We start from the raw sequence: 18,885 nt of genomic DNA, 5'->3' as shown, positions 1-18,885 counted from the left end.
GGCCATCAACCTGCCCGGCGCAACAACCACACACCGGCCAGCGCGCAGATGCCTGCCGGGATCACCACCGCCAGCAGCGGCGGGAAGCCGAACACCTGGCTCGAAGGCCCCAGCAGGTCCTGGGCGATGCGGAACACGAAGCCCACCAGTACACCGGTGAACACGCGCTGGCCAAGGGTTACCGAACGCAGCGGGCCGAAGATGAAGGAAATGGCCATCAGCACCAGCGCCGCGGTCACCATCGGCTGCAACACCTTGGTCCAGAACGCCAGCCAGTAACGGGCATTGTTCAGGCCCTGGTCGGACAGGTAGTGGATGTAGTCCCACAGCCCGGTGATGGACAGCGACTCCGGCGCCAGGATCACGGTATTGAGCAGCTGCGGCGTGAGCGAAACGTCCCAGCGCTCCTGCGGCGCGGTCACCACTTCGGTGTGATCGCCACGGAAGAAGGTGGTGCGCACGTCGCTGAGCATCCAGTGGTCGTCCTGGTACTGTGCACGGCGGGCAAAGCTCGAGGTGACGATCTTGCGCTCGCTGTCGAAGCGGTAACGGGTCACACCCAGCAGCAGGCCGTTAGGCTGCACGGCGTTGATGTGCACGTACTCCTCGCCCTGGCGGTGCCACATGCCGCGCTTGGAGCTTTGCGCATCACCACCACCCTGGGCCAGGGAACGGTCGGCCTGGGCCTTGTTCTCGGTCACCGGCGCCACGTACTCGCCGATCAGCAGGCCGACCAGCATCAGTACCAGCATCGGCTTCATCACCGCCCAGACGATGCGCCCGATGGAAACCCCGGCAGCACGCATGATGGTCAGTTCGCTGCTGCTGGCCAGGCTGCCCAGGCCGATCAGGCAGCCGATCAAGGCAGCCATCGGCAGCATTTCGTACAGGCGCCGCGGTGCGGTCAGCAGGACGAAGTTGCCCGCCTCCATCACCGTGTAGGTGTCACTCAGGTCGCTCATCTCGTCGATGAAGGCAAACAGCGAAGCCAGGCCGAGGATGATCCCCAGCACGGCGAGGATGGCCAGCAGCACGCTCTGGCCGATGTAGCGGTCGAGCTTACCCATGGGCCACCTCCGCACGACGGGCGGCGCGCTTGAGACGCAGCGGCTCCCAGTACATCAGGCCCAGGCCGATCAGCAGGAACAGGCCGTGGACCCACCACATGCCCAGGGCGATCGGCAGTTTGCCCTTCTCGAGGGCGCCACGTACGGAAATCAGCATTGTCAGGTAGGCCATGTACAGAAGAATTGCCGGCAGCAGCTTGAGGAAGCGGCCCTGGCGCGGGTTGACCCGGGACAGCGGCACCGCCAGCATGGTGACGATGAACACCAGGATCGGCAGCGACAGCCGCCATTGCAGCTCGGCGCGCTCACGCAGGCCTTTCTTGCCGATCAGCTCGGAAGTGGGGATGGCTTCGCGATCGGTCACTTCCTCGGCGACTTCCGGCTTGGGCAGCAGCACGCCGTAGGTGTCGTACTTGATTGCACGGTAATCGGCCTGGCCCGGGTTGCCGTCGTAACGGTAACCGTTTTCCAGCACCAGATAGCGGTTGCCGTCGGCCTGGATTTCCTGGTGGCCTTTTTCGGCAACCAGCACCGATGGGGCGCGGTCCTTGGTCTTGTCCTGGTTGAAGCGCTTCTCGGAAATGAACACCCCGGCCAGGTTGATGCGGTCGTCCGACAGCTCTTCGGTGTAGGTCACCCGCGAGCCGTCGCGCAGGGTCTGGAAGCGGCCCGGCACCAGGGTGTCGAACTCGGTCAGGGCATCCTGCTGGCTGATGATCTGTTGCACCTGGGCAACACCCAGCGGCGCCAGGCTCAGGCTAAGCCAGGCCACCAGCAGGGCGACCAGGGCGGCCGGTGCCATGGTCAGGCCCAGCAGGCGCTGCTGGCTCATGCCGGTGGCCGACAGCACGGTCATCTCGCTTTCCAGATACAGGCGCCCGTACGCCAGGAGAATGCCGAGGAACAGCCCCAGAGGCAGGATCAGCTGCAGGAAGCCCGGCAGACGGAAGCCCATGATCAGGAACAGCACGCTCGGGTCGAGCACACCCTGGGCAGCCTGGGCCAGGTACTTGATGAAGCGCCCACTCATGATGATCACCAGCAGCACGGCGCTGACGGCGCTCAAGGTCACCAGGACCTCGCGGGACAGATAACGAAAGACGATCAAACCAGACACTCCTGGGTTGTCAGGGCGGACTGCCAATCAATGGCGCCAGACAATGACTTAGTACAGCCAAGACCAATGCCGGTTCGCCAAAGGCGAACCTCCATGTAAAGTGCGCGCATTATCCTGTGATTGACCGCCCCTGTCACTTCGCCGCGCATGAAGGCGCATAACGGGGTTGTCAGCACGCTCGCCGCAGGCTCAAACTGGCAGCTTTTCCGCTGGCGCGCGACGACGCGGCCAGGCCCGTCCAGAGCGCTGGAACACACAGCGCCGACTGTATCGATCATTCGGGGATCCTGACATGGAACTGGTTGTAAAAAGCGTAGCTGCTGCATCCGTAAAAACCGCCACCCTGGTCCTCCCGGTAGGTGAAAACCGCAAGCTCGGCGCCGTGGCCAAGGCCGTCGACCAGGCCAGCGAGGGCGCCATCAGTGCCGTGCTCAAGCGTGGCGACCTGGCCGGCAAGCCGGGCCAGACCCTGCTCCTGCAGAACCTCGCGGGCCTGAAGGCCGAGCGCGTGCTGCTGGTGGGCAGCGGCAAGGACGAAGCCCTGGGCGACCGCGCCTGGCGCAAACTGGTCGCCAGCGTCGCCGGCGTGCTCAAGGGCCTGAACGGCGCTGACGCAGTGCTGGCCCTGGACGACATCGCGGTCAGCAACCGCGATGCCCACTATGGCAAGTACCGCCTGCTGGCCGAAACCCTGCTCGACGGCGAATACGTGTTCGATCGCTTCAAGAGCCAGAAGGCCGAGCCGCGCGCCCTGAAGAAGGTCACCCTGCTGGCCGACAAGGCCGGCCAGGCCGAGGTCGAGCGTGCCGTCAAGCATGCCAGCGCCATCGCCACCGGCATGGCTTTCACCCGCGACCTGGGCAACCTGCCGCCCAACCTGTGCCACCCAAGCTTCCTGGCCGAACAGGCCAAGGACCTGGGCAAGGCGCACAAGGCGCTGAAAGTCGAAGTGCTGGACGAGAAGAAGATCAAGGACCTGGGCATGGGCGCGTTCTACGCCGTCGGCCAGGGCAGCGACCAGCCACCACGCCTGATCGTGCTCAACTACCAGGGCGGCAAGAAGGCGGACAAGCCGTTCGTGCTGGTGGGCAAGGGCATTACCTTCGACACCGGTGGCATCAGCCTCAAGCCTGGTGCCGGCATGGACGAAATGAAGTACGACATGTGCGGTGCCGCCAGCGTGCTCGGCACCCTGCGTGCGGTGCTCGAGCTGCAGCTGCCGATCAACCTGGTGTGCCTGCTGGCCTGCGCCGAGAACATGCCGAGCGGCGGCGCCACCCGCCCGGGTGACATCGTCACCACCATGAGCGGGCAGACCGTGGAAATCCTCAACACTGACGCCGAAGGCCGCCTGGTGCTGTGCGACACCCTGACCTACGCCGAGCGCTTCAAGCCGCAGGCAGTCATCGACATCGCCACCCTGACCGGTGCCTGCATCGTCGCCCTGGGCAGCCACACCACCGGCCTGATGGGCAACAACGACGACCTGGTCGGCCAGTTGCTCGACGCCGGCAAGCGCGCCGACGACCGTGCCTGGCAGCTGCCGCTGTTCGATGAGTACCAGGAGCAGCTGGACAGCCCGTTCGCCGACATGGGCAACATCGGCGGGCCGAAGGCCGGCACCATCACCGCCGGCTGCTTCCTGTCGCGCTTTGCCAAGGCCTACGACTGGGCGCACATGGACATCGCCGGCACCGCCTGGGTCAGCGGTGGCAAGGACAAGGGCGCCACTGGCCGCCCTGTGCCCCTGCTGACCCAGTACCTGCTGGACCGCGCTGGCGCCTGACGCCATGAAGCCGGTGGTGCCCCGCGCGCCACCGGCCGGCGATACCACCATGAGCAAAGTCGATTTCTACATCCTGCCCACCGACTCGCTTTCGGCGCGGCTCGATTTCGCCTGCAAGCTGTGCGAAAAGGCCTGGCGCCTTGGCCACCGGGTCTACCTGCATTGCCAGGACGCCGAGCAGCGCAGCGAGCTGGACCAACGCCTGTGGCGTTTCAAGGGCGAGGCCTTCGTGCCCCACGACCTCGCGGAGGTACATGCCGATGCCAGCGTGGCATTGGGCCTGGCCGCCGACAGTGCAGGCGACCACCACGACCTGTTGATCAACCTGGGTGCCGGCGTACCGGCCTTCGTCGGCCAGTTCGAACGGGTGGCCGAAATAGTCGTTGAAGAGCCAGGCATCCGCCAATCGGCCCGTGAACGATTCCGTTTCTACCGTGAACAGGGCTATGCTCTGCAAGACCACCGCTTACAGCGACTTTGACGACGATGGACAAGCCCTCCCCCCTGCCCGATTCCGCCCATCTGCTCGATGACCTCGAGTCGATACGCCAGTTGCTTGGCGACGCCGACCTGCAACCGCCGCTACTGACCGAGACGGTGGAGCAGATCCCGTTGCTGCTGGAAGAAGCGCCCGGCAATCATGTGCCTGCGGCCGAACCAATAGCTGCCGAACCCGAAGATGACCCGCAGACTCGTCGCCAGGACACTCTGCTGCACCTGGAAAGCGAACTGCGTGCGGCGGCGCAGATGATCATGCAGGACGTGATCAACGACTTCACCCCGCACATCGAGAACGAGATCAAGCGCCGGCTGGATGCGCGGATCGAGCGGTTGATCAAGCGTTCCGAGTAAAACCGAACATCCGGGTCGCCTGCTTCGCGGGCACGCCCGCTCCCACAGGGCCCCACAGCCCACAAGACCTGTGGTGCACCTGTGGGAGCGGGCGAGCCCGCGAAGCAGGCGCCACTGTTCCGACAGTTGTCAGCAGCTTGTCGCCTGCGGCCCCCAGCTTGGTTATACTTCCCGGCTTTCCCGAATAAATGCACAGGGTCCCGCCGCGCATGGATAAGACCTACCAGCCGCACGCCATCGAAACTTCCTGGTACAACACCTGGGAGTCCGAGAACTATTTCGCCCCACAAGGTGCAGGCGAGTCCTACACCATCATGATCCCGCCGCCGAACGTGACCGGCAGCCTGCACATGGGCCACGGGTTCAACAACGCGATCATGGACGCCCTGATCCGTTTCCGCCGCATGCAAGGCCGCGACACCCTGTGGCAGCCAGGCACCGACCACGCCGGTATCGCCACCCAGATGCTGGTCGAGCGCCAGCTCGAGGCCAAGGGCCAGAACCGGCATGACCTGGGCCGCGAAAAGTTCCTGGAAAAGGTCTGGGAATGGAAGGACCAGTCCGGTGGCAACATCAGCCGTCAGATCCGCCGTCTGGGCTCGTCGGTCGACTGGAGCCGCGAGCGCTTCACCATGGACGACGGCCTGTCCGAAGCGGTCAAGGAAGCCTTCGTGCGCCTGCATGAAGATGGCCTGATCTACCGCGGCAAGCGCCTGGTCAACTGGGACACCAAGCTGCACACGGCCATCTCCGACCTCGAAGTGGAAAACCACGACGAGAAGGGCCACCTGTGGAACCTGCGCTACCCACTGGCCGACGGCGCCAAGACCGCCGAAGGCAAGGACTACCTGGTAGTCGCCACCACCCGTCCGGAAACCCTGCTGGGTGACGCCGCCGTGGCGGTCAACCCGAACGACGAGCGCTACCAGGCACTGATCGGCAAGTTCGTCGAACTGCCGCTGGTCGGCCGCCGCATCCCGATCATCGCCGACGACTACTGCGACCCCGAGTTCGGTACCGGCTGCGTGAAGATCACCCCGGCCCACGACTTCAACGACTACGAAGTCGGCAAGCGCCACAACCTGCCGCTGCTGAACATCTTCGACAAGAACGCCTTCGTGCTGGCCAGCGCGCAGGCCTTCAACCTCGACGGCAGCGTCAACGAGCAGGTGGACACCCGCCTGCCGGCCCAGTATGCCAACCTCGACCGCTTCGTCGCGCGCAAGCAGATCGTCGCCGACCTGGATGCCCAGGGCTTGCTGGTCAGCATCGATGACCACGCGCTGAAAGTGCCGAAAGGCGACCGTTCGGGCACCGTCATCGAGCCGTGGCTGACCGACCAGTGGTACGTTTCCACCAAGCCGCTGGCAGAACCTGCCATCGCCGCCGTGGAAGATGGCCGCATCCAGTTCGTGCCCAAGCAGTACGAGAACATGTACTTCTCCTGGATGCGTGATATCCAGGACTGGTGCATCAGCCGCCAGCTGTGGTGGGGCCACCGCATCCCGGCATGGTACGACGAGGCCGGCCAGGTCTATGTCGGCCGCAACGAGGAAGAAGTGCGCGCCAAGCACAACCTGGGCGCCGACGTGGTCCTGCGCCAGGACGACGACGTACTCGACACCTGGTTCAGTTCGGGCCTGTGGACCTTCTCTACCCTGGGCTGGCCGGAACAGACCGAGTTCCTCAAGAAGTTCCACTCCACCGACGTGCTGGTGACCGGCTTCGACATCATCTTCTTCTGGGTTGCGCGCATGATCATGCTGACCATGCACCTGATCAAGAACGAGGATGGCACCCCGCAGGTACCGTTCAAGACCGTGTACGTGCACGGCCTGGTACGTGACGGCCAGGGCCAGAAGATGTCCAAGTCCAAGGGCAACGTGCTGGACCCGCTGGACATCGTCGACGGCATCACCCTCGACGCCCTGCTGGAAAAACGCACCAGCGGCATGATGCAGCCCAAGCTTGCCGAGAAGATCGCCAAGCAGACCAAGGCCGAGTTCCCCGAAGGTATCGCCAGCTACGGCACCGACGCCCTGCGCTTCACCTTCTGCTCGCTGGCCTCCACCGGCCGCGACATCAAGTTCGACATGGGCCGCGTCGAAGGCTACCGCAACTTCTGCAACAAGATCTGGAACGCCGCCCGCTACGTGCTGGACAAGGGCGAGGACTGCGGCCAGAACGGCGAGGCCTACGAGCTGTCGTTGGCCGACCGCTGGATCATCTCGCAGCTGCAGCGTACCGAAGCCGAAGTGACCCGCCAGCTGGAGCAGTTCCGCTTCGACCTGGCCAGCCAGGCGCTGTACGAGTTCATCTGGAACCAGTACTGCGACTGGTACCTGGAGCTGTCCAAGCCAGTGCTGTGGGACGAGAACGCCCCGGTCGAGCGCGCCCGTGGCACTCGCCGCACCCTGGTGCGCGTGCTGGAAGTGGCGCTGCGCCTGGCACACCCGTTCATGCCGTTCATCACCGAAGAAATCTGGCAGCGCATCGCACCGCTGGCCGGCATCGAAGGCAAGACCATCATGCTGCAGCCATGGCCGGTGGCCAATGAAAGCCGCATCGATGCTGCCGCCGAAGGCGACATCGAGTGGCTCAAGGAGCTGATGGTCGGCCTGCGCAACATCCGCGCCGAAATGAACATCGGCCCGGGCAAGCCGCTGCCGCTGTTCCTGAAGAACGCCAACGCCGACGACCAGCGTCGCCTGCAGGAAAACGAAGCCCTGCTGAAGAAGCTGGCCAAGGTCGAGTCGTTCACCGTACTGGGCGATGCCGACGAAGCGCCGCTGTCGGCCACCGCCCTGGTCGGTGACCTGCAAGTGCTGGTGCCAATGGCCGGCCTGATCGACAAGGATGCCGAGCTGGCGCGCCTGAACAAGGAAATCCAGCGCCTGCAGGGTGAAGTGGCACGCGTGGGTGGCAAGCTGTCCAACGCCGCCTTCGTCGACAAGGCACCGCCTGCCGTGATCGAGAAGGAGCGCGCCAAGCTGGCCGAGTCCGAACAGGCCCTGGCCAACTTCACCGAGCAGCATGCGCGGATTGCAGCGCTTTAATCACTAGAGAAAAAGCTAGGGCCGCTTTGCGGCCCTTTCGCGACACAAGGCCGCTCCTACAGGGACGGCGCCGGTCTGAAGGGCGCCGCTATCCTGTAGGAGCGGCCTTGTGTCGCGAAAGGGCTGCAAAGCAGCCCCAGGCTCTATCAGCCACCGCTCGTATAGGGCTGGACACTGCCATGACCCCGAACAAACCCACCCTGCACCCGCGCAACCGCCACCAGGGCCGCTACGACTTCCCCAGCCTGATCAAGGCCCACCCTGACCTGGCGCGCTTCACCATCACCAACCCCCACGGCAAACCCAGCATCGACTTCGCCAACCCCGAGGCCGTGCGGGTGTTCAACCGTGCCCTGCTGAAGGCCCAGTACGGCATCCAGCACTGGGATATCCCCGCCGACTACCTGTGCCCGCCGATTCCCGGCCGCGCCGACTACATCCACGTGGCCGCCGACCTGCTGGCCGACGACAATGCCGGCGAGATCCCCAAGGGCGCCCAGGTGCGTGCGCTGGACATCGGCGTGGGGGCCAACTGCATCTACCCACTGCTGGGCCACAGCGACTACCGCTGGCGCTTCCTCGGCTCGGACATCGACCCCGTGGCCCTGGCTTCGGCCAAGGCCATCGTCCAGGCCAACGGCCTGGGCAAGGCCATCACCCTGCGCCAGCAGACCAACCGTGCACACATCCTCAGCGGCCTGCTGCAGGAGGGCGAACGCTTCGACCTCACCCTGTGCAACCCGCCCTTCCATTCCTCACGCGACGAAGCCACCCGCGGCAGCCAGCGCAAGTGGAAGAACCTCGGTAAGCAGGACCCCAAGCGCAAGCTGCCGGTGCTCAACTTCGGCGGCCAGAACAACGAACTGTGGTGCGAAGGCGGCGAAATCCGCTTTGTCAGCCAACTGGTCAGCGAAAGCGTGCAGTACGCCGAGCGGGTACTGTGGTTCACCAGCCTGGTGTCCAAGGCCAGCAACCTGCCGGGGATCGAGGCTGCGCTCAGGAAAGCGGGCGCCAAGGCCGTGCGCATCAGTGAAATGGGCCAAGGGCAGAAGCAAAGTCGCATGGTCGCCTGGAGCTTCCACGACGACGCCGCGCGCCAGGCCTGGCACGCCGGGCGTAAAACCCAGGCATGAAAAAACCGCGCCCGGGCAAGCCGGGCGCGGTTTCGTCAAAGCTTCAACAATTACTTGTTGATGGCGTCGGTCAGCACTTTGGCTGGAACGAACTTGACGACTTTCTTGGCAGCGATTTCGATGGCAGCGCCAGTCGAAGGGTTGCGGCCGGTACGGGCAGGACGCTCAGCGACTTTCAGCTTGCCGATGCCTGGCAGAGTGATTTCAGCGCCGTTTTCCAGCTGGTCGGCAACGATCTGGCCCAGTTGCTCCAGAGCGTTCTTGGCGGTGGCTTTTGGCGCGGCGATCGATTCGGCGATGTCGGCAATCAGTTGGTCTTTGGTCAATGCCATGGTGGTGTTCCTTCCCTATCAAATTCGATGGTTATGCAGCGGACTACGACGTTATCGGGCCAGCCCCTGAAAGTGGAGGGCCGCGCCAATCGCGTATGTAGATACGCAAATCGACGTTTGGTTCGACACGACGACAGCACGCTGCCAGCAATGCGCCACACAAGGGGCGCAAGACCGCGCAAAGCTACCACAGGAACGGATAAATATCCGCTGCGCGCTTCGATTTAATGCAGGTTTTTCGGGGGTTTTAGCCTAAAACGCACAAATTTGAACAAAAAACGAACAACCGGCATTTCTGCCAACATCCGGCCACTGCACCACCTTGTGTCTAGGGTAAACTGGACGACTTTTGCAGCTCGCCGAGAATTCCATGCCAATCCGTCATTGCATCGTTCACCTGATCGACAAAAAGCCCGATGGCAGCCCCGCCGTGCTGCATGCCCGCGATTGCGAACTGGCTGCCTCCGACGCCATCGAAAACCTGCTTGCCGACCTCAATGACAGCTACAACGCCAAGCAAGGCAAGGCCTGGGGCTTTTTCCACGGTGAGTCCGGCGCCTACCCGCTGAGCGGCTGGCTGAAGCAGTACCTGGACGAAGAAAAGGACTTTACCGCCTTCAGCCGCGTGGCCGTGGAGCACCTGCAGAAGCTGATGGAAGAATCCAACCTGTCCACCGGCGGCCACATCCTGTTTGCCCATTACCAGCAAGGCATGACCGAATACCTGGCGATCGCCCTGCTGCACCACAGCGAAGGCGTGGCGGTGAACGCCGAGCTCGACGTGATGCCTTCGCGCCACCTCGACCTTGGCCAGCTGCACCTGGCGGCGCGCATCAACCTGTCGGAGTGGAAGAACAACCAGAACTCCAAACAGTACATTTCGTTCATCAAGGGCAAGAACGGCAAGAAGGTCTCGGACTACTTCCGCGATTTCATCGGCTGCCAGGAAGGCGTCGACGGCCCGGGCGAAACCCGCACCCTGCTCAAGGCCTTCAGTGACTTCGTCGAGAGCGAAGACCTGCCGGAAGAGTCTGCCCGCGAAAAAACCCAGACCCTGGTCGAGTACGCCACTACCCAGACCAAGCTGGGCGAGCCGGTCACGCTGGAAGAGCTGTCCAGCCTGATCGACGAGGACCGGCCCAAGGCGTTCTACGACCACATCCGCAACAAGGACTACGGCCTGTCGCCGGAAATCCCCGCAGACAAGCGCACCCTCAACCAGTTCCGCCGTTTTACCGGCCGTGCCGAGGGGTTGTCGATCAGCTTCGAAGCGCACCTGCTGGGGGACAAGGTCGAGTATGACGAAGAGGCAGGGACCTTGATCATCAAGGGTCTTCCGACCACCTTGGTGGATCAGTTGAAGCGGCGCAAGGACTGATGGCCCCGCGGCTGCTGGGCAGCCCATCGCCGGCAAGCCAGCTCCCACAGGTACTGCACAGGCCTGAGGTCCATGCAGTCGAAGTGGGAGCTGGCTTGCCGGCGATGGGGCGCGAAGCGGCCCTAATTAGCAGCCACTACTGCGCCATAGGAGGCCACCAACGCCTCCTTCGCCGACTTGCGCAGCCGCTTCACCAGCCGCTCCTGGCGTAACGCCTCGCCCTTGTCCGGCCATTGCTCCACATACACCAGCGCCTGGGCCGGGCTGGTCTTGAAGTAGCGCGCGCCCTGCCCTTTCTGATGCGCCAGAAAGCGCCGCTGCGGGTCATCGCTGATACCGCAATACAGCGATCCATTGGCAGCCCTTACCAAGTAGACATACCAGGGTTTGCTCGCGGCAATTTCGACGGGCTCACTCACCCTGGGCCTGCTGGAATGCTCGCAATCCTGTGAACGCCTGCTGGCGCACCTTGTTCTGCACCAGCGGCGACCAGCCCAGCAGCATGCCAGGCACACCCAGCGCCTGCCGCGACCAACTCCACAAGTCGAATTGGTCATCGTGCTGGCAGATCAGCCCGTCACGAATCACGAAACGCGCCTGGATATCGTTGACCACGATGCGGCCGGTCTGGCTGAACAGGTAGGTGGCCACCCAATGTGCGGCGCCCGTGCGTTCATCGGCGCGGACGTTGTCGAAGGTCAGGGTGAAGTCCTTGGCCCGGCTGGTGAGCATTCGCCACATGTCGCCTGCATCCTTGCCACGCAAGGTGCCGAAGACCGGGTCGCTGAAGACGATATCGTCGCTGTAGCAGGCGACCATGGCCTCGGCGTCCAGGCGCTGGAAGGCCTGGTAGAAGCGGGTGATCAGGTCGCGGTTGGCGTCGCTCATGGGGGCTGGTCCGTCCTGGGGGATGATAGCAGCACGATAATCTGCCCCGGTTGCTTATGCCAGTACCGGCCTCTTCGCGGGCGCGCCCGCTCCCACAAGATCCATGCATGCTTTGATCCTGTGGCTCTCCTGTGGGAGCGGGCGTGCCCGCGAAGAGGCCAGCACTGCCAATATCAGCTTCAGACTTTCTCGCTGCTCACCTGCACATGCAAAGCCCGCCCGGCGCCCAGGCCGAAGACGATGGCCCCCACCCCCAGCACGGCAAAGATCCACCCCACTGCCGCCCAGCCCCCGGTCAGGTCATGCACCAGCCCCACCGCAAACGGCCCCATCGACGCCAGGGTATAACCCACCCCCTGCGCCATGCTCGACAGGTTCGCCGCCACATGGGCATCCTTCGAGCGCAGCACGATCAAGGTCAGCGCCAGGGCAAAGGTACCGCCCTGCCCTAGGCCCAGCACAACCGCCCAACCCCACAGCCCGGAAAGCGGCGCATACAGGCAACCGAACAGACCGGCCAGGGTAATCAGCATGACCAGCACGATCGCCAGGCGCTGGTCCTTGCCGCGAGTGGCCAGCCAGGGCGCACTGAGCGAACTGACCAGCTGCACGATCACCGACCCCGACAGCACCAGCCCCGCCTCGGTCGGGCTCAGGCCGCGACCGATCAGGATCGATGGCAACCAGCCAAAGACGATGTAGGCCAGTGACGACTGCAGGCCCATGTACAGGGTCACCTGCCAGGCCAGCGGATCACGCCACAGCCCACGCACGCGATAGGCCACCTTGTGCAGGCCATGACCCTGGCGGGCCTGCGGCAGCCATACCAGCATGGCCAGCAGTGCCGGCAGCATCCAGAAGCCAAGCCCCAGCGCCCAGCTGCCGTCGAAATGCTGGGCCAGGGGCACCGTGGCGCCAGCCGCCATGGCGGCGCCCAGGCACAACGCCATGGTGTACACGCCGGTCAGCGTGCCAGCGTGCTGCGGGAAATCGCGCTTGACGATGCCCGGCAGCAGCACGCCAATGATGCCGATGCTGGCCCCCGCCATGAGGCTGCCGAGGAACACCCCGGCAGCCCCCAGGCTACTGCGCACAACAATGCCGAGCGCCAGGGTGGCGAGGATGCCGAGGATCACCCGCTCGCTGCCAAAGCGCCGCGCCAGCATCGGCGCCAAGGGGGCGAACAGGCCCAGGCACAGCACTGGCAAGGTGGTCAGCAAACCGGCCTGCGAGGCGCTCAGCCCCAGGCCTTCGGACACCTGGCCCAGCACCGGCGCCATGCTCGACAATGCCGGGCGCAGGTTCAAAGCCACCAGCACCAGGCCGAGCAACAACAGCCAAGGCCGCTGTACCTGTACCGGCTGCTGTTGGACCTGTTCGTCGTCAGCCTCGGCGTCGATCAGCAACTCATCGAGGTCCCGCTCGCTCGGTGGGGTGTTACGGGTGATGGAATCAGCCATGGCCTTCTCGGAGTCAGGATTCGATAAGGGTACGGCTCAGGCGCTTGGCCTGCTCCGCATCGCGTTGCTCGATGGCGGCAAGGATCTGCCCATGCAGGTCGAACGTGGCCTGGCAGCGCGGCACGGTCGCCATGTTGTGCTGCAGCGCGGCAGCCACCACCCCGGAAAAGTACCGGTACAGCTCACTCAAGGCCGGGTTGTGGGCGGCATCGACCAGCCGCTGGTGAAACACCAGGTCGCAGGCCACATAAGCATCGATATCACCGTGAAAATGCCCGGCACTGTTGGCCAGGGCATCACGCAACGCCTGCAGGTCGGCGTCGGTTCGGCGCAGCGCGGCCAGGCCGATGGCCTCGGCTTCGAGGATGTGCCGGGTTTCACGGGCCTGCTCGGGCGTGCAGCGTGACATCGCCTGCACCGCCTGCAGCGGGTCCTGGGCCGTGCGCAGGTAGCTGCCGTCGCCCTGGCGGATCTCCACCAGGCCACTGAACGCCAGCACACGCATGGCCTCGCGTACGGTGTTGCGGCTTATGCCCAGCTGCAGGGCCAGTTCCGGCTCGGTCGGCAAACGCTGGCCAACTTGCCAGTCGCCCAGCACGATGCGTTCGCGCATGCGCTCGACGGCCAGTTCGACCAGGGAGCGCTTGGTCAATTCGGTACTCATGCAACTCAACCAATCATCCGATGAATTGGCGCAGCATACCGGTGGGCAAAGTGTTTGTCATTGAAGAGAGCAGCGATTAGAAACCTGACGCGATTTTTTGTGGGAGCGGCCTTGTGTCGCGATAGGGCCGCAAAGCGGCCCCTGGATTTCAGCGCAGATGCAAAAACTGCTGGGGCCGCTTTGCGGCCCTTTCGCGACACAAGGCCGCTCCTACAAGGACCGCGCAGGGCAGTGGATGGCGTCAGGTCAACGCATCGAGCAGCGCCTGGTTCATCTCTGGCGTACCGATGGTGATGCGCAGGAACTGGGCAATGCGCGGCTGCTTGAAGTGGCGCACGATCACGCCCTGCTCGCGCAGGCGTGCAGCCAGCTCACCGGCATCTTGTTGCGGATGGCGGGCGAAGATGAAGTTGGCCGCCGACGGCAGCACTTCGAAGCCCTTGGCCTGCAGCTGCCCGACCAACACCTCGCGGCTGTCGATCACCTTGCGGCAGGTTTCCTCGAAGTACTCGCGGTCCTCGAACGCCACCGCCGCGCCGACGATCGCGGCACGGTCCAGCGGGTAGGAGTTGAAGCTGTTCTTGATCCGCTCCAGCGCCTCGATCAAGTCCGGGTGCCCCACCGCCAGGCCAACCCGCAGCCCGGCCAGCGAACGCGACTTCGACAGGGTCTGGGTGACCAGCAGGTTGTCGTAGCGGTCCACCAGGCTGATCGCCGTTTCGCCACCGAAGTCGATGTAGGCTTCATCGACCACCACCACCGAATCACGGTTGGCCTGCAGCAACTGCTCCACCGCTTGCAGCGGCATCAGGCAACCGGTCGGCGCGTTGGGGTTGGGGAAGATGATGCCGGCATTGGGCTTGTTGTAGTCCTCGATGCGGATCTGGAACTGCTCGTCCAGCGCCACCTGCTCGAAGGCGATACCGTACAGGCCGCAGTAGACCGGGTAGAAGCTGTAGCTGATGTCAGGGAACAGCAGCGGTGCGTCGTGCTGGAACAGGCCGTGGAAGATGTGCGCCAGCACCTCGTCCGAGCCGTTGCCGACGAACACTTGTGCCGGCGTCACGCCGTAGTACTCGGCCACCGCCTGCTTCAGCCGGTCACCGTTCGGGTCCGGGTACAGGCGCAGGTTGTCGTTCAGCTCGCCGCGCATGGCCTCCAGCGCCTTGGGCGAAGGGCCGTAGGGGTTTTCGTTGGTGTTCAGCTTGACCAGGCGGGCCAGCTTGGGCTGCTCGCCCGGCACGTAAGGCACCAGGTCCTTGACGAAGGGGCTCCAGAATCGACTCATGCTCAGTTCCCCTTCTCTTGGGTCAGGATGCGGTATTCGGCGCTGCGGGCGTGGGCGGTCAGCGACTCGCCACGGGCCAGGACCGAGGCGGTGTGGCCCAGCTCGGACGCGCCCTGCTCGGAGCAGAAAATGATCGACGAACGCTTCTGGAAGTCATACACCCCCAGCGGCGACGAGAAACGCGCGGTGCCGGAGGTCGGCAGTACGTGGTTGGGCCCTGCGCAGTAGTCGCCCAGCGCTTCGCTGGTGTGGCGACCCATGAAGATCGCGCCAGCGTGGCGGATGTGCGGCAGCCAGGCCTGCGGGTCGGCCACCGACAGTTCCAGGTGCTCGGGTGCGATGCGGTTGGCCACTTCCATGGCCTGCTGCATGTCACGCACCTGAATCAGCGCACCACGGCCATTGATCGACTTCTCGATGATCTCGGCACGTTCCATGGTCGGCAGCAGCTTGTCGATGCTGGCGGCAACGCGGTCGAGGAAGGCGGCGTCCGGGCTGACCAGGATGGCCTGGGCATCTTCGTCGTGCTCGGCCTGGGAGAACAGGTCCATGGCGATCCAGTCCGGGTCGGTCTGGCCGTCGCATACCACGAGGATTTCCGACGGGCCGGCGATCATGTCGATACCCACCTGGCCAAACACGTGGCGCTTGGCGGTGGCGACGTAGATGTTGCCCGGGCCGACGATCTTGTCCACCTGCGGCACGCTTTCGGTACCGTAGGCCAGGGCAGCGACAGCCTGGGCGCCACCGACGGTGAACACACGGTCGACACCGGCGATGCAGGCAGCCGCCAGCACCAGCTCGTTGACCTCGCCACGCGGGGTCGGCACCACCATCACCACTTCGGCCACACCGGCGACCTTGGCCGGGATGGCGTTCATCAGCACCGACGACGGGTACGACGCCTTGCCACCCGGCACATACAGGCCGGCGCGGTCCAGCGGGGTGACCTTCTGGCCAAGCACGGTGCCGTCGGCCTCGGTGTACTGCCAGGAATCCTGCTTCTGCCGCTCGTGGTACATGCGCACACGGTTGGCAGCCTTTTCCAGGGCTTCGCGCTGGACCGGGGTAATGCGGGTCAGGGCCAGTTCCAGGCGCTCGCGATCGAGGATCAGGTCATCGATGGACTTGGCATCGACACCATCGAAACGCTGGGTGAATTCCACCAATGCCGCATCGCCACGCTCGCGCACGGCCTTGATGATGTCGAGCACGCGCTGGTTGACCGCGTCATCGGACACACTTTCCCAGCTCAGCAGATGATCCAGATGTCGGGCGAAATCCGGATCAGCAGCGTTGAGACGGGCAATTGCAGTGGACACGGTCATGGCGAGGGCCTCGATTATTGGCGAATGCTCAGGCGCCCTAGGCTACCAGTCCATCCGCGCGGGCACCCGAGAAAAATGGCTATGACGCGGATAGACGGGCGCGGCAGCGAAGGCCGCGCGCAGTCGGTAGAGAGTCAGCCGCGGTGTCGCGATTCGACCGCTCCGCGCAGCGTGTCGATCAGGCTCTGGATACGGGCGTGCTGCATTTTCATGGAGGCCTTGTTGACCACCAGGCGCGAGCTGATCGTGGCGATCAGCTCCTGGGGCTCCAGGCCGTTGGCACGCAGGGTGTTGCCGGTGTCGACCACGTCGATGATCTTGTCGGCCAGGTTGATCAGCGGAGCCAGTTCCATCGAGCCGTACAGCTTGATGATGTCGACCTGGCGGCCCTGTTCGGCGTAGTAGCGCTTGGCTACGTTGACGAACTTGGTAGCCACGCGCAGACGGCCCTTGGGCTCGGGTGCGCCGACCACGCCAGCGGTCATCAGTTTGCAACGGGCAATCTGCAGGTCCAGGGGCTCGTAAAGGCCCTGGCCGCCGTACTCCATCAGCACATCCTTGCCGGCCACACCCAGGTCGGCGGCACCATGCTCGACATAGGTCGGCACGTCGGTGGCACGCACGATCAGCAGGCGCACATCGTCCTGCGTGGTGGGAATGATCAGTTTGCGGCTCTTGTCCGGGTTCTCGGTCGGCACGATACCGGCCTCGGCCAGCAACGGCAGGGTATCGTCGAGAATACGGCCTTTGGAAAGCGCGATGGTCAACATTGGAACGTCGGTCCTTAAGCGGCTACTGCCGGCCGGGCGTCGAGCCCGACCGCATTTGATTCATTGTGGGAGCGGGCTTGCCCGCAAAGCAACCACCGCGGTGCATGGCACCGGCTCTGCCGGTATTCGCGGGCAAGCCCGCTCCCACACGGTATGCCGAAGGGCTACTAGCCCGGTACGCGACGGATTTTCGCGCCCAGCATCTGCAGTTTTTCTTCGATGCACTCGTAACCACGGTCGATGTGGTAGATGCGATCGATCAGGGTATCGCCTTCGGCTACCAGCGCCGACAGCACCAGGCTGGCGGAAGCACGCAGGTCGGTGGCCATTACCGGGGCCCCCTTCAGCGCCTTGACGCCAGTGACGATGGCAGTGTTGCCTTCGACCTGGATCTGCGCGCCCATGCGGTGCATTTCGTAGACGTGCATGAAGCGGTTTTCGAAGATCGTCTCGATCACTGCACCGGTGCCTTCGGCAATGGCGTTGAGCGAGATGAACTGCGCCTGCATGTCGGTCGGGAACGCCGGGTACGGGGCGGTACGCAGGTTGACGGCTTTCGGCCGTTTGCCGTGCATGTCCAGCTCGATCCAGTCTTCGCCAGTGTTGATGTCGGCACCGGCTTCCTTGAGTTTTTCCAGTACGGCTTCAAGGATGGTCGGATCGGTGTCCTTGACCTTGACGCGGCCGCCAGTCACGGCAGCGGCAACCAGGTAGGTACCGGTCTCGATACGGTCCGGCATCACGCGGTAGTTGGCCGAGTGCAGGCGCTCGACGCCATCGATGACGATGGTGTCGGTACCAGCGCCCTGAACCTTGCCGCCCATGGCGTTGATGAAGTTGGCCAGGTCGACCACTTCCGGCTCGCGCGCGGCGTTCTGCAGCACGCTGCGGCCCTTGGCCAGGGCAGCGGCCATCATGATGTTCTCGGTACCGGTCACGCTCACGGTGTCGAAGAAGAAGTGCGCACCGCGCAGGCCACCCTCAGGCGCCTTGGCCTTGATGTAGCCGGCTTCGACTTCGATCTTCGCGCCCATGGCCTCGAGGCCACGGATGTGCAGGTCGACCGGGCGCGAGCCAATGGCGCAACCGCCAGGCAGGGCCACTTCGGCCTCGCCGAAACGGGCGACCATCGGGCCCAGCACCAGGATCGAGGCACGCATGGTCTTGACCAGCTCGTAAGGTGCAACCAGGGTCTTGATGGTGCGAGGGTCGATCTCGACCGCCAGCTTTTCGTCGATCACCGGCTCGATGCCCATGCGGCCGAACAGCTCGATCATGGTGGTGATGTCGTGCAGGTGCGGCAGGTTGCCCACGGTGACCGGGCCGTCGGCCAGCAGGGTCGCCGCCAGAATCGGCAGGGCTGCGTTCTTCGCGCCCGAAATGCGGATCTCGCCATCAAGGCGAGCGCCGCCAGTAATAATCAGTTTGTCCATTGGAATCTCGCCGCCACGTTGGCTCAGGTGCGCTCAGCCCAGGCTGCGCTGCTGAAAAATTTCATGGTTACCGCATGGATGCTGCCATTGGCGATCCACGGATTCAGGTGAGCATAGATCGCCTGCTGGCGTTTGACCGGGCTCAGGCCAGCCAACTCGTCGCTGATCACGTTCAACTGGAAGTTGCAGCCTTCGCCTTCAACTTCGACCCGGGAACCCGGCAATTTCTCTTCAAGGAAGCTTTTAACTTCTACGGCCTGCATGCTCAACCTCAATCGGCGCCCGATGCGCACGGGTCGGCCATCATACAAAAAAGCCCCTCGCCTGCGAAGC

Annotated in this window: 18 protein-coding genes; 6 read left to right on the top strand and 12 right to left on the bottom strand. The window is 64.1% G+C overall.

What is annotated here, in order from left to right; translation table 11 throughout:
• Positions 1–5 precede the first annotated feature (5 nt).
• A complete protein-coding gene (gene lptG / locus CAG22_RS10875) occupies positions 6–1,067 on the bottom strand; it encodes an LPS export ABC transporter permease LptG (RefSeq protein ID WP_025337842.1) in 1,062 nt (353 codons plus the stop codon).
• Positions 1,060–2,175 (bottom strand): LPS export ABC transporter permease LptF, encoded by a 1,116-nt coding sequence (gene lptF / locus CAG22_RS10870; protein WP_025337841.1) that lies wholly within the window; start codon positions 2,173–2,175, stop codon positions 1,060–1,062. Before lptF ends, lptG begins: the two co-directional genes overlap by 8 nt.
• A 301-nt stretch (positions 2,176–2,476) precedes the next feature.
• Here lptF and CAG22_RS10860 point away from each other — a divergent pair, with 301 nt between their 5' ends.
• The 5 genes from CAG22_RS10860 to rlmF all read left to right on the top strand — a co-directional run bounded on the left by CAG22_RS10860 (position 2,477) and on the right by rlmF (position 9,011).
• Positions 2,477–3,970, top strand: a complete 1,494-nt coding sequence (locus CAG22_RS10860) for a leucyl aminopeptidase (RefSeq protein WP_085705458.1) — start codon at positions 2,477–2,479, stop codon at positions 3,968–3,970.
• 49 nt (positions 3,971–4,019) lie between these two features.
• Positions 4,020–4,451: a DNA polymerase III subunit chi gene (locus tag CAG22_RS10855; protein ID WP_025337838.1), complete on the top strand. Its 432-nt coding sequence runs from the start codon at positions 4,020–4,022 to the stop codon at positions 4,449–4,451.
• 5 nt (positions 4,452–4,456) lie between these two features.
• Positions 4,457–4,822, top strand: a complete 366-nt coding sequence (locus tag CAG22_RS10850) for a hypothetical protein (RefSeq protein WP_015269071.1) — start codon at positions 4,457–4,459, stop codon at positions 4,820–4,822.
• A 209-nt stretch (positions 4,823–5,031) separates the two neighbouring features.
• On the top strand, positions 5,032–7,878 hold the full coding sequence (locus tag CAG22_RS10845) for a valine--tRNA ligase (protein ID WP_013971095.1): 2,847 nt from the start codon (positions 5,032–5,034) through the stop codon (positions 7,876–7,878).
• 179 nt (positions 7,879–8,057) lie between these two features.
• On the top strand, positions 8,058–9,011 hold the full coding sequence (gene rlmF / locus CAG22_RS10840; protein ID WP_085705457.1) for a 23S rRNA (adenine(1618)-N(6))-methyltransferase RlmF: 954 nt from the start codon (positions 8,058–8,060) through the stop codon (positions 9,009–9,011).
• Between the two features lie 50 nt (positions 9,012–9,061).
• On the opposite strand, the gene CAG22_RS10835 is transcribed toward rlmF, so the two are convergent.
• A complete protein-coding gene (locus CAG22_RS10835) occupies positions 9,062–9,343 on the bottom strand; it encodes an HU family DNA-binding protein (protein WP_003257928.1) in 282 nt (93 codons plus the stop codon).
• 370 nt (positions 9,344–9,713) lie between these two features.
• Here CAG22_RS10835 and yejK point away from each other — a divergent pair, with 370 nt between their 5' ends.
• Positions 9,714–10,721: a nucleoid-associated protein YejK gene (gene yejK / locus CAG22_RS10830; protein ID WP_085664594.1), complete on the top strand. Its 1,008-nt coding sequence runs from the start codon at positions 9,714–9,716 to the stop codon at positions 10,719–10,721.
• A 122-nt stretch (positions 10,722–10,843) separates the two neighbouring features.
• Here the strand turns inward: yejK and CAG22_RS10825 are convergent, their stop codons facing one another.
• The 9 genes from CAG22_RS10825 to CAG22_RS10780 all read right to left on the bottom strand — a co-directional run bounded on the left by CAG22_RS10825 (position 10,844) and on the right by CAG22_RS10780 (position 18,815).
• Complete coding sequence (locus CAG22_RS10825) at positions 10,844–11,140, bottom strand: GIY-YIG nuclease family protein (protein WP_013971092.1); 297 nt, start codon at positions 11,138–11,140, stop codon at positions 10,844–10,846.
• Positions 11,133–11,609 carry a nuclear transport factor 2 family protein gene (locus CAG22_RS10820; protein ID WP_085587497.1) on the bottom strand — a complete coding sequence of 159 codons (477 nt, stop codon included), beginning with the start codon at positions 11,607–11,609 and terminating at the stop codon, positions 11,133–11,135. The genes CAG22_RS10825 and CAG22_RS10820 overlap by 8 nt, the downstream gene beginning before the upstream one ends.
• A 179-nt stretch (positions 11,610–11,788) precedes the next feature.
• Entirely contained in the window at positions 11,789–13,069 is a 1,281-nt protein-coding gene (locus CAG22_RS10815) for an MFS transporter (protein WP_085705456.1), read from the bottom strand.
• Positions 13,070–13,082: 13 nt separating this feature from the next.
• On the bottom strand, positions 13,083–13,733 hold the full coding sequence (locus CAG22_RS10810; RefSeq protein ID WP_025337831.1) for a FadR/GntR family transcriptional regulator: 651 nt from the start codon (positions 13,731–13,733) through the stop codon (positions 13,083–13,085).
• A 241-nt stretch (positions 13,734–13,974) separates the two neighbouring features.
• Complete coding sequence (gene hisC, locus CAG22_RS10800) at positions 13,975–15,021, bottom strand: histidinol-phosphate transaminase (protein ID WP_075043871.1); 1,047 nt, start codon at positions 15,019–15,021, stop codon at positions 13,975–13,977.
• Positions 15,022–15,023: 2 nt separating this feature from the next.
• Positions 15,024–16,349, bottom strand: coding sequence for a histidinol dehydrogenase (hisD, locus tag CAG22_RS10795; RefSeq protein ID WP_085705454.1), 1,326 nt, complete (start codon positions 16,347–16,349; stop codon positions 15,024–15,026).
• Between the two features lie 134 nt (positions 16,350–16,483).
• The gene (gene hisG / locus CAG22_RS10790) at positions 16,484–17,119 is read right to left on the bottom strand and encodes an ATP phosphoribosyltransferase (RefSeq protein WP_003257924.1); all 636 of its coding nucleotides are present in this window, start codon (positions 17,117–17,119) and stop codon (positions 16,484–16,486) included.
• A 167-nt stretch (positions 17,120–17,286) separates the two neighbouring features.
• On the bottom strand, positions 17,287–18,552 hold the full coding sequence (murA, locus tag CAG22_RS10785; protein ID WP_085705453.1) for a UDP-N-acetylglucosamine 1-carboxyvinyltransferase: 1,266 nt from the start codon (positions 18,550–18,552) through the stop codon (positions 17,287–17,289).
• A gap of 23 nt (positions 18,553–18,575) precedes the next feature.
• Positions 18,576–18,815, bottom strand: coding sequence for a BolA family protein (locus CAG22_RS10780; protein WP_003255121.1), 240 nt, complete (start codon positions 18,813–18,815; stop codon positions 18,576–18,578).
• Positions 18,816–18,885 lie beyond the last annotated feature (70 nt).

Origin of the sequence: Pseudomonas sp. B8(2017), from assembly GCF_002113575.1 — a bacterium.
Taxonomy (GTDB): Bacteria; Pseudomonadota; Gammaproteobacteria; order Pseudomonadales; family Pseudomonadaceae; genus Aquipseudomonas; species Aquipseudomonas putida_Z.
The sequence above is the reverse complement of the archived record's forward strand: the minus strand, read 5'-3'. Positions and strand labels throughout refer to the sequence as shown.

What these genes read in the sequence shown, in the direction of transcription:
- lptG (WP_025337842.1), bottom strand. Translation starts at nt 1,067, where the DNA reads ATGGGTAAGCTCGACCGCTACATCGGCCAGAGCGTGCTGCTGGCCATC.
- CAG22_RS10860 (WP_085705458.1), top strand. Translation starts at nt 2,477, where the DNA reads ATGGAACTGGTTGTAAAAAGCGTAGCTGCTGCATCCGTAAAAACCGCC.
- CAG22_RS10855 (WP_025337838.1), top strand. Translation starts at nt 4,020, where the DNA reads ATGAGCAAAGTCGATTTCTACATCCTGCCCACCGACTCGCTTTCGGCG.
- CAG22_RS10850 (WP_015269071.1), top strand. Translation starts at nt 4,457, where the DNA reads ATGGACAAGCCCTCCCCCCTGCCCGATTCCGCCCATCTGCTCGATGAC.
- CAG22_RS10845 (WP_013971095.1), top strand. Translation starts at nt 5,032, where the DNA reads ATGGATAAGACCTACCAGCCGCACGCCATCGAAACTTCCTGGTACAAC.
- rlmF (WP_085705457.1), top strand. Translation starts at nt 8,058, where the DNA reads ATGACCCCGAACAAACCCACCCTGCACCCGCGCAACCGCCACCAGGGC.
- CAG22_RS10835 (WP_003257928.1), bottom strand. Translation starts at nt 9,343, where the DNA reads ATGGCATTGACCAAAGACCAACTGATTGCCGACATCGCCGAATCGATC.
- yejK (WP_085664594.1), top strand. Translation starts at nt 9,714, where the DNA reads ATGCCAATCCGTCATTGCATCGTTCACCTGATCGACAAAAAGCCCGAT.
- CAG22_RS10820 (WP_085587497.1), bottom strand. Translation starts at nt 11,609, where the DNA reads ATGAGCGACGCCAACCGCGACCTGATCACCCGCTTCTACCAGGCCTTC.
- CAG22_RS10815 (WP_085705456.1), bottom strand. Translation starts at nt 13,069, where the DNA reads ATGGCTGATTCCATCACCCGTAACACCCCACCGAGCGAGCGGGACCTC.
- CAG22_RS10810 (WP_025337831.1), bottom strand. Translation starts at nt 13,733, where the DNA reads ATGAGTACCGAATTGACCAAGCGCTCCCTGGTCGAACTGGCCGTCGAG.
- hisC (WP_075043871.1), bottom strand. Translation starts at nt 15,021, where the DNA reads ATGAGTCGATTCTGGAGCCCCTTCGTCAAGGACCTGGTGCCTTACGTG.
- hisD (WP_085705454.1), bottom strand. Translation starts at nt 16,349, where the DNA reads ATGACCGTGTCCACTGCAATTGCCCGTCTCAACGCTGCTGATCCGGAT.
- hisG (WP_003257924.1), bottom strand. Translation starts at nt 17,119, where the DNA reads ATGTTGACCATCGCGCTTTCCAAAGGCCGTATTCTCGACGATACCCTG.
- murA (WP_085705453.1), bottom strand. Translation starts at nt 18,552, where the DNA reads ATGGACAAACTGATTATTACTGGCGGCGCTCGCCTTGATGGCGAGATC.
- CAG22_RS10780 (WP_003255121.1), bottom strand. Translation starts at nt 18,815, where the DNA reads ATGCAGGCCGTAGAAGTTAAAAGCTTCCTTGAAGAGAAATTGCCGGGT.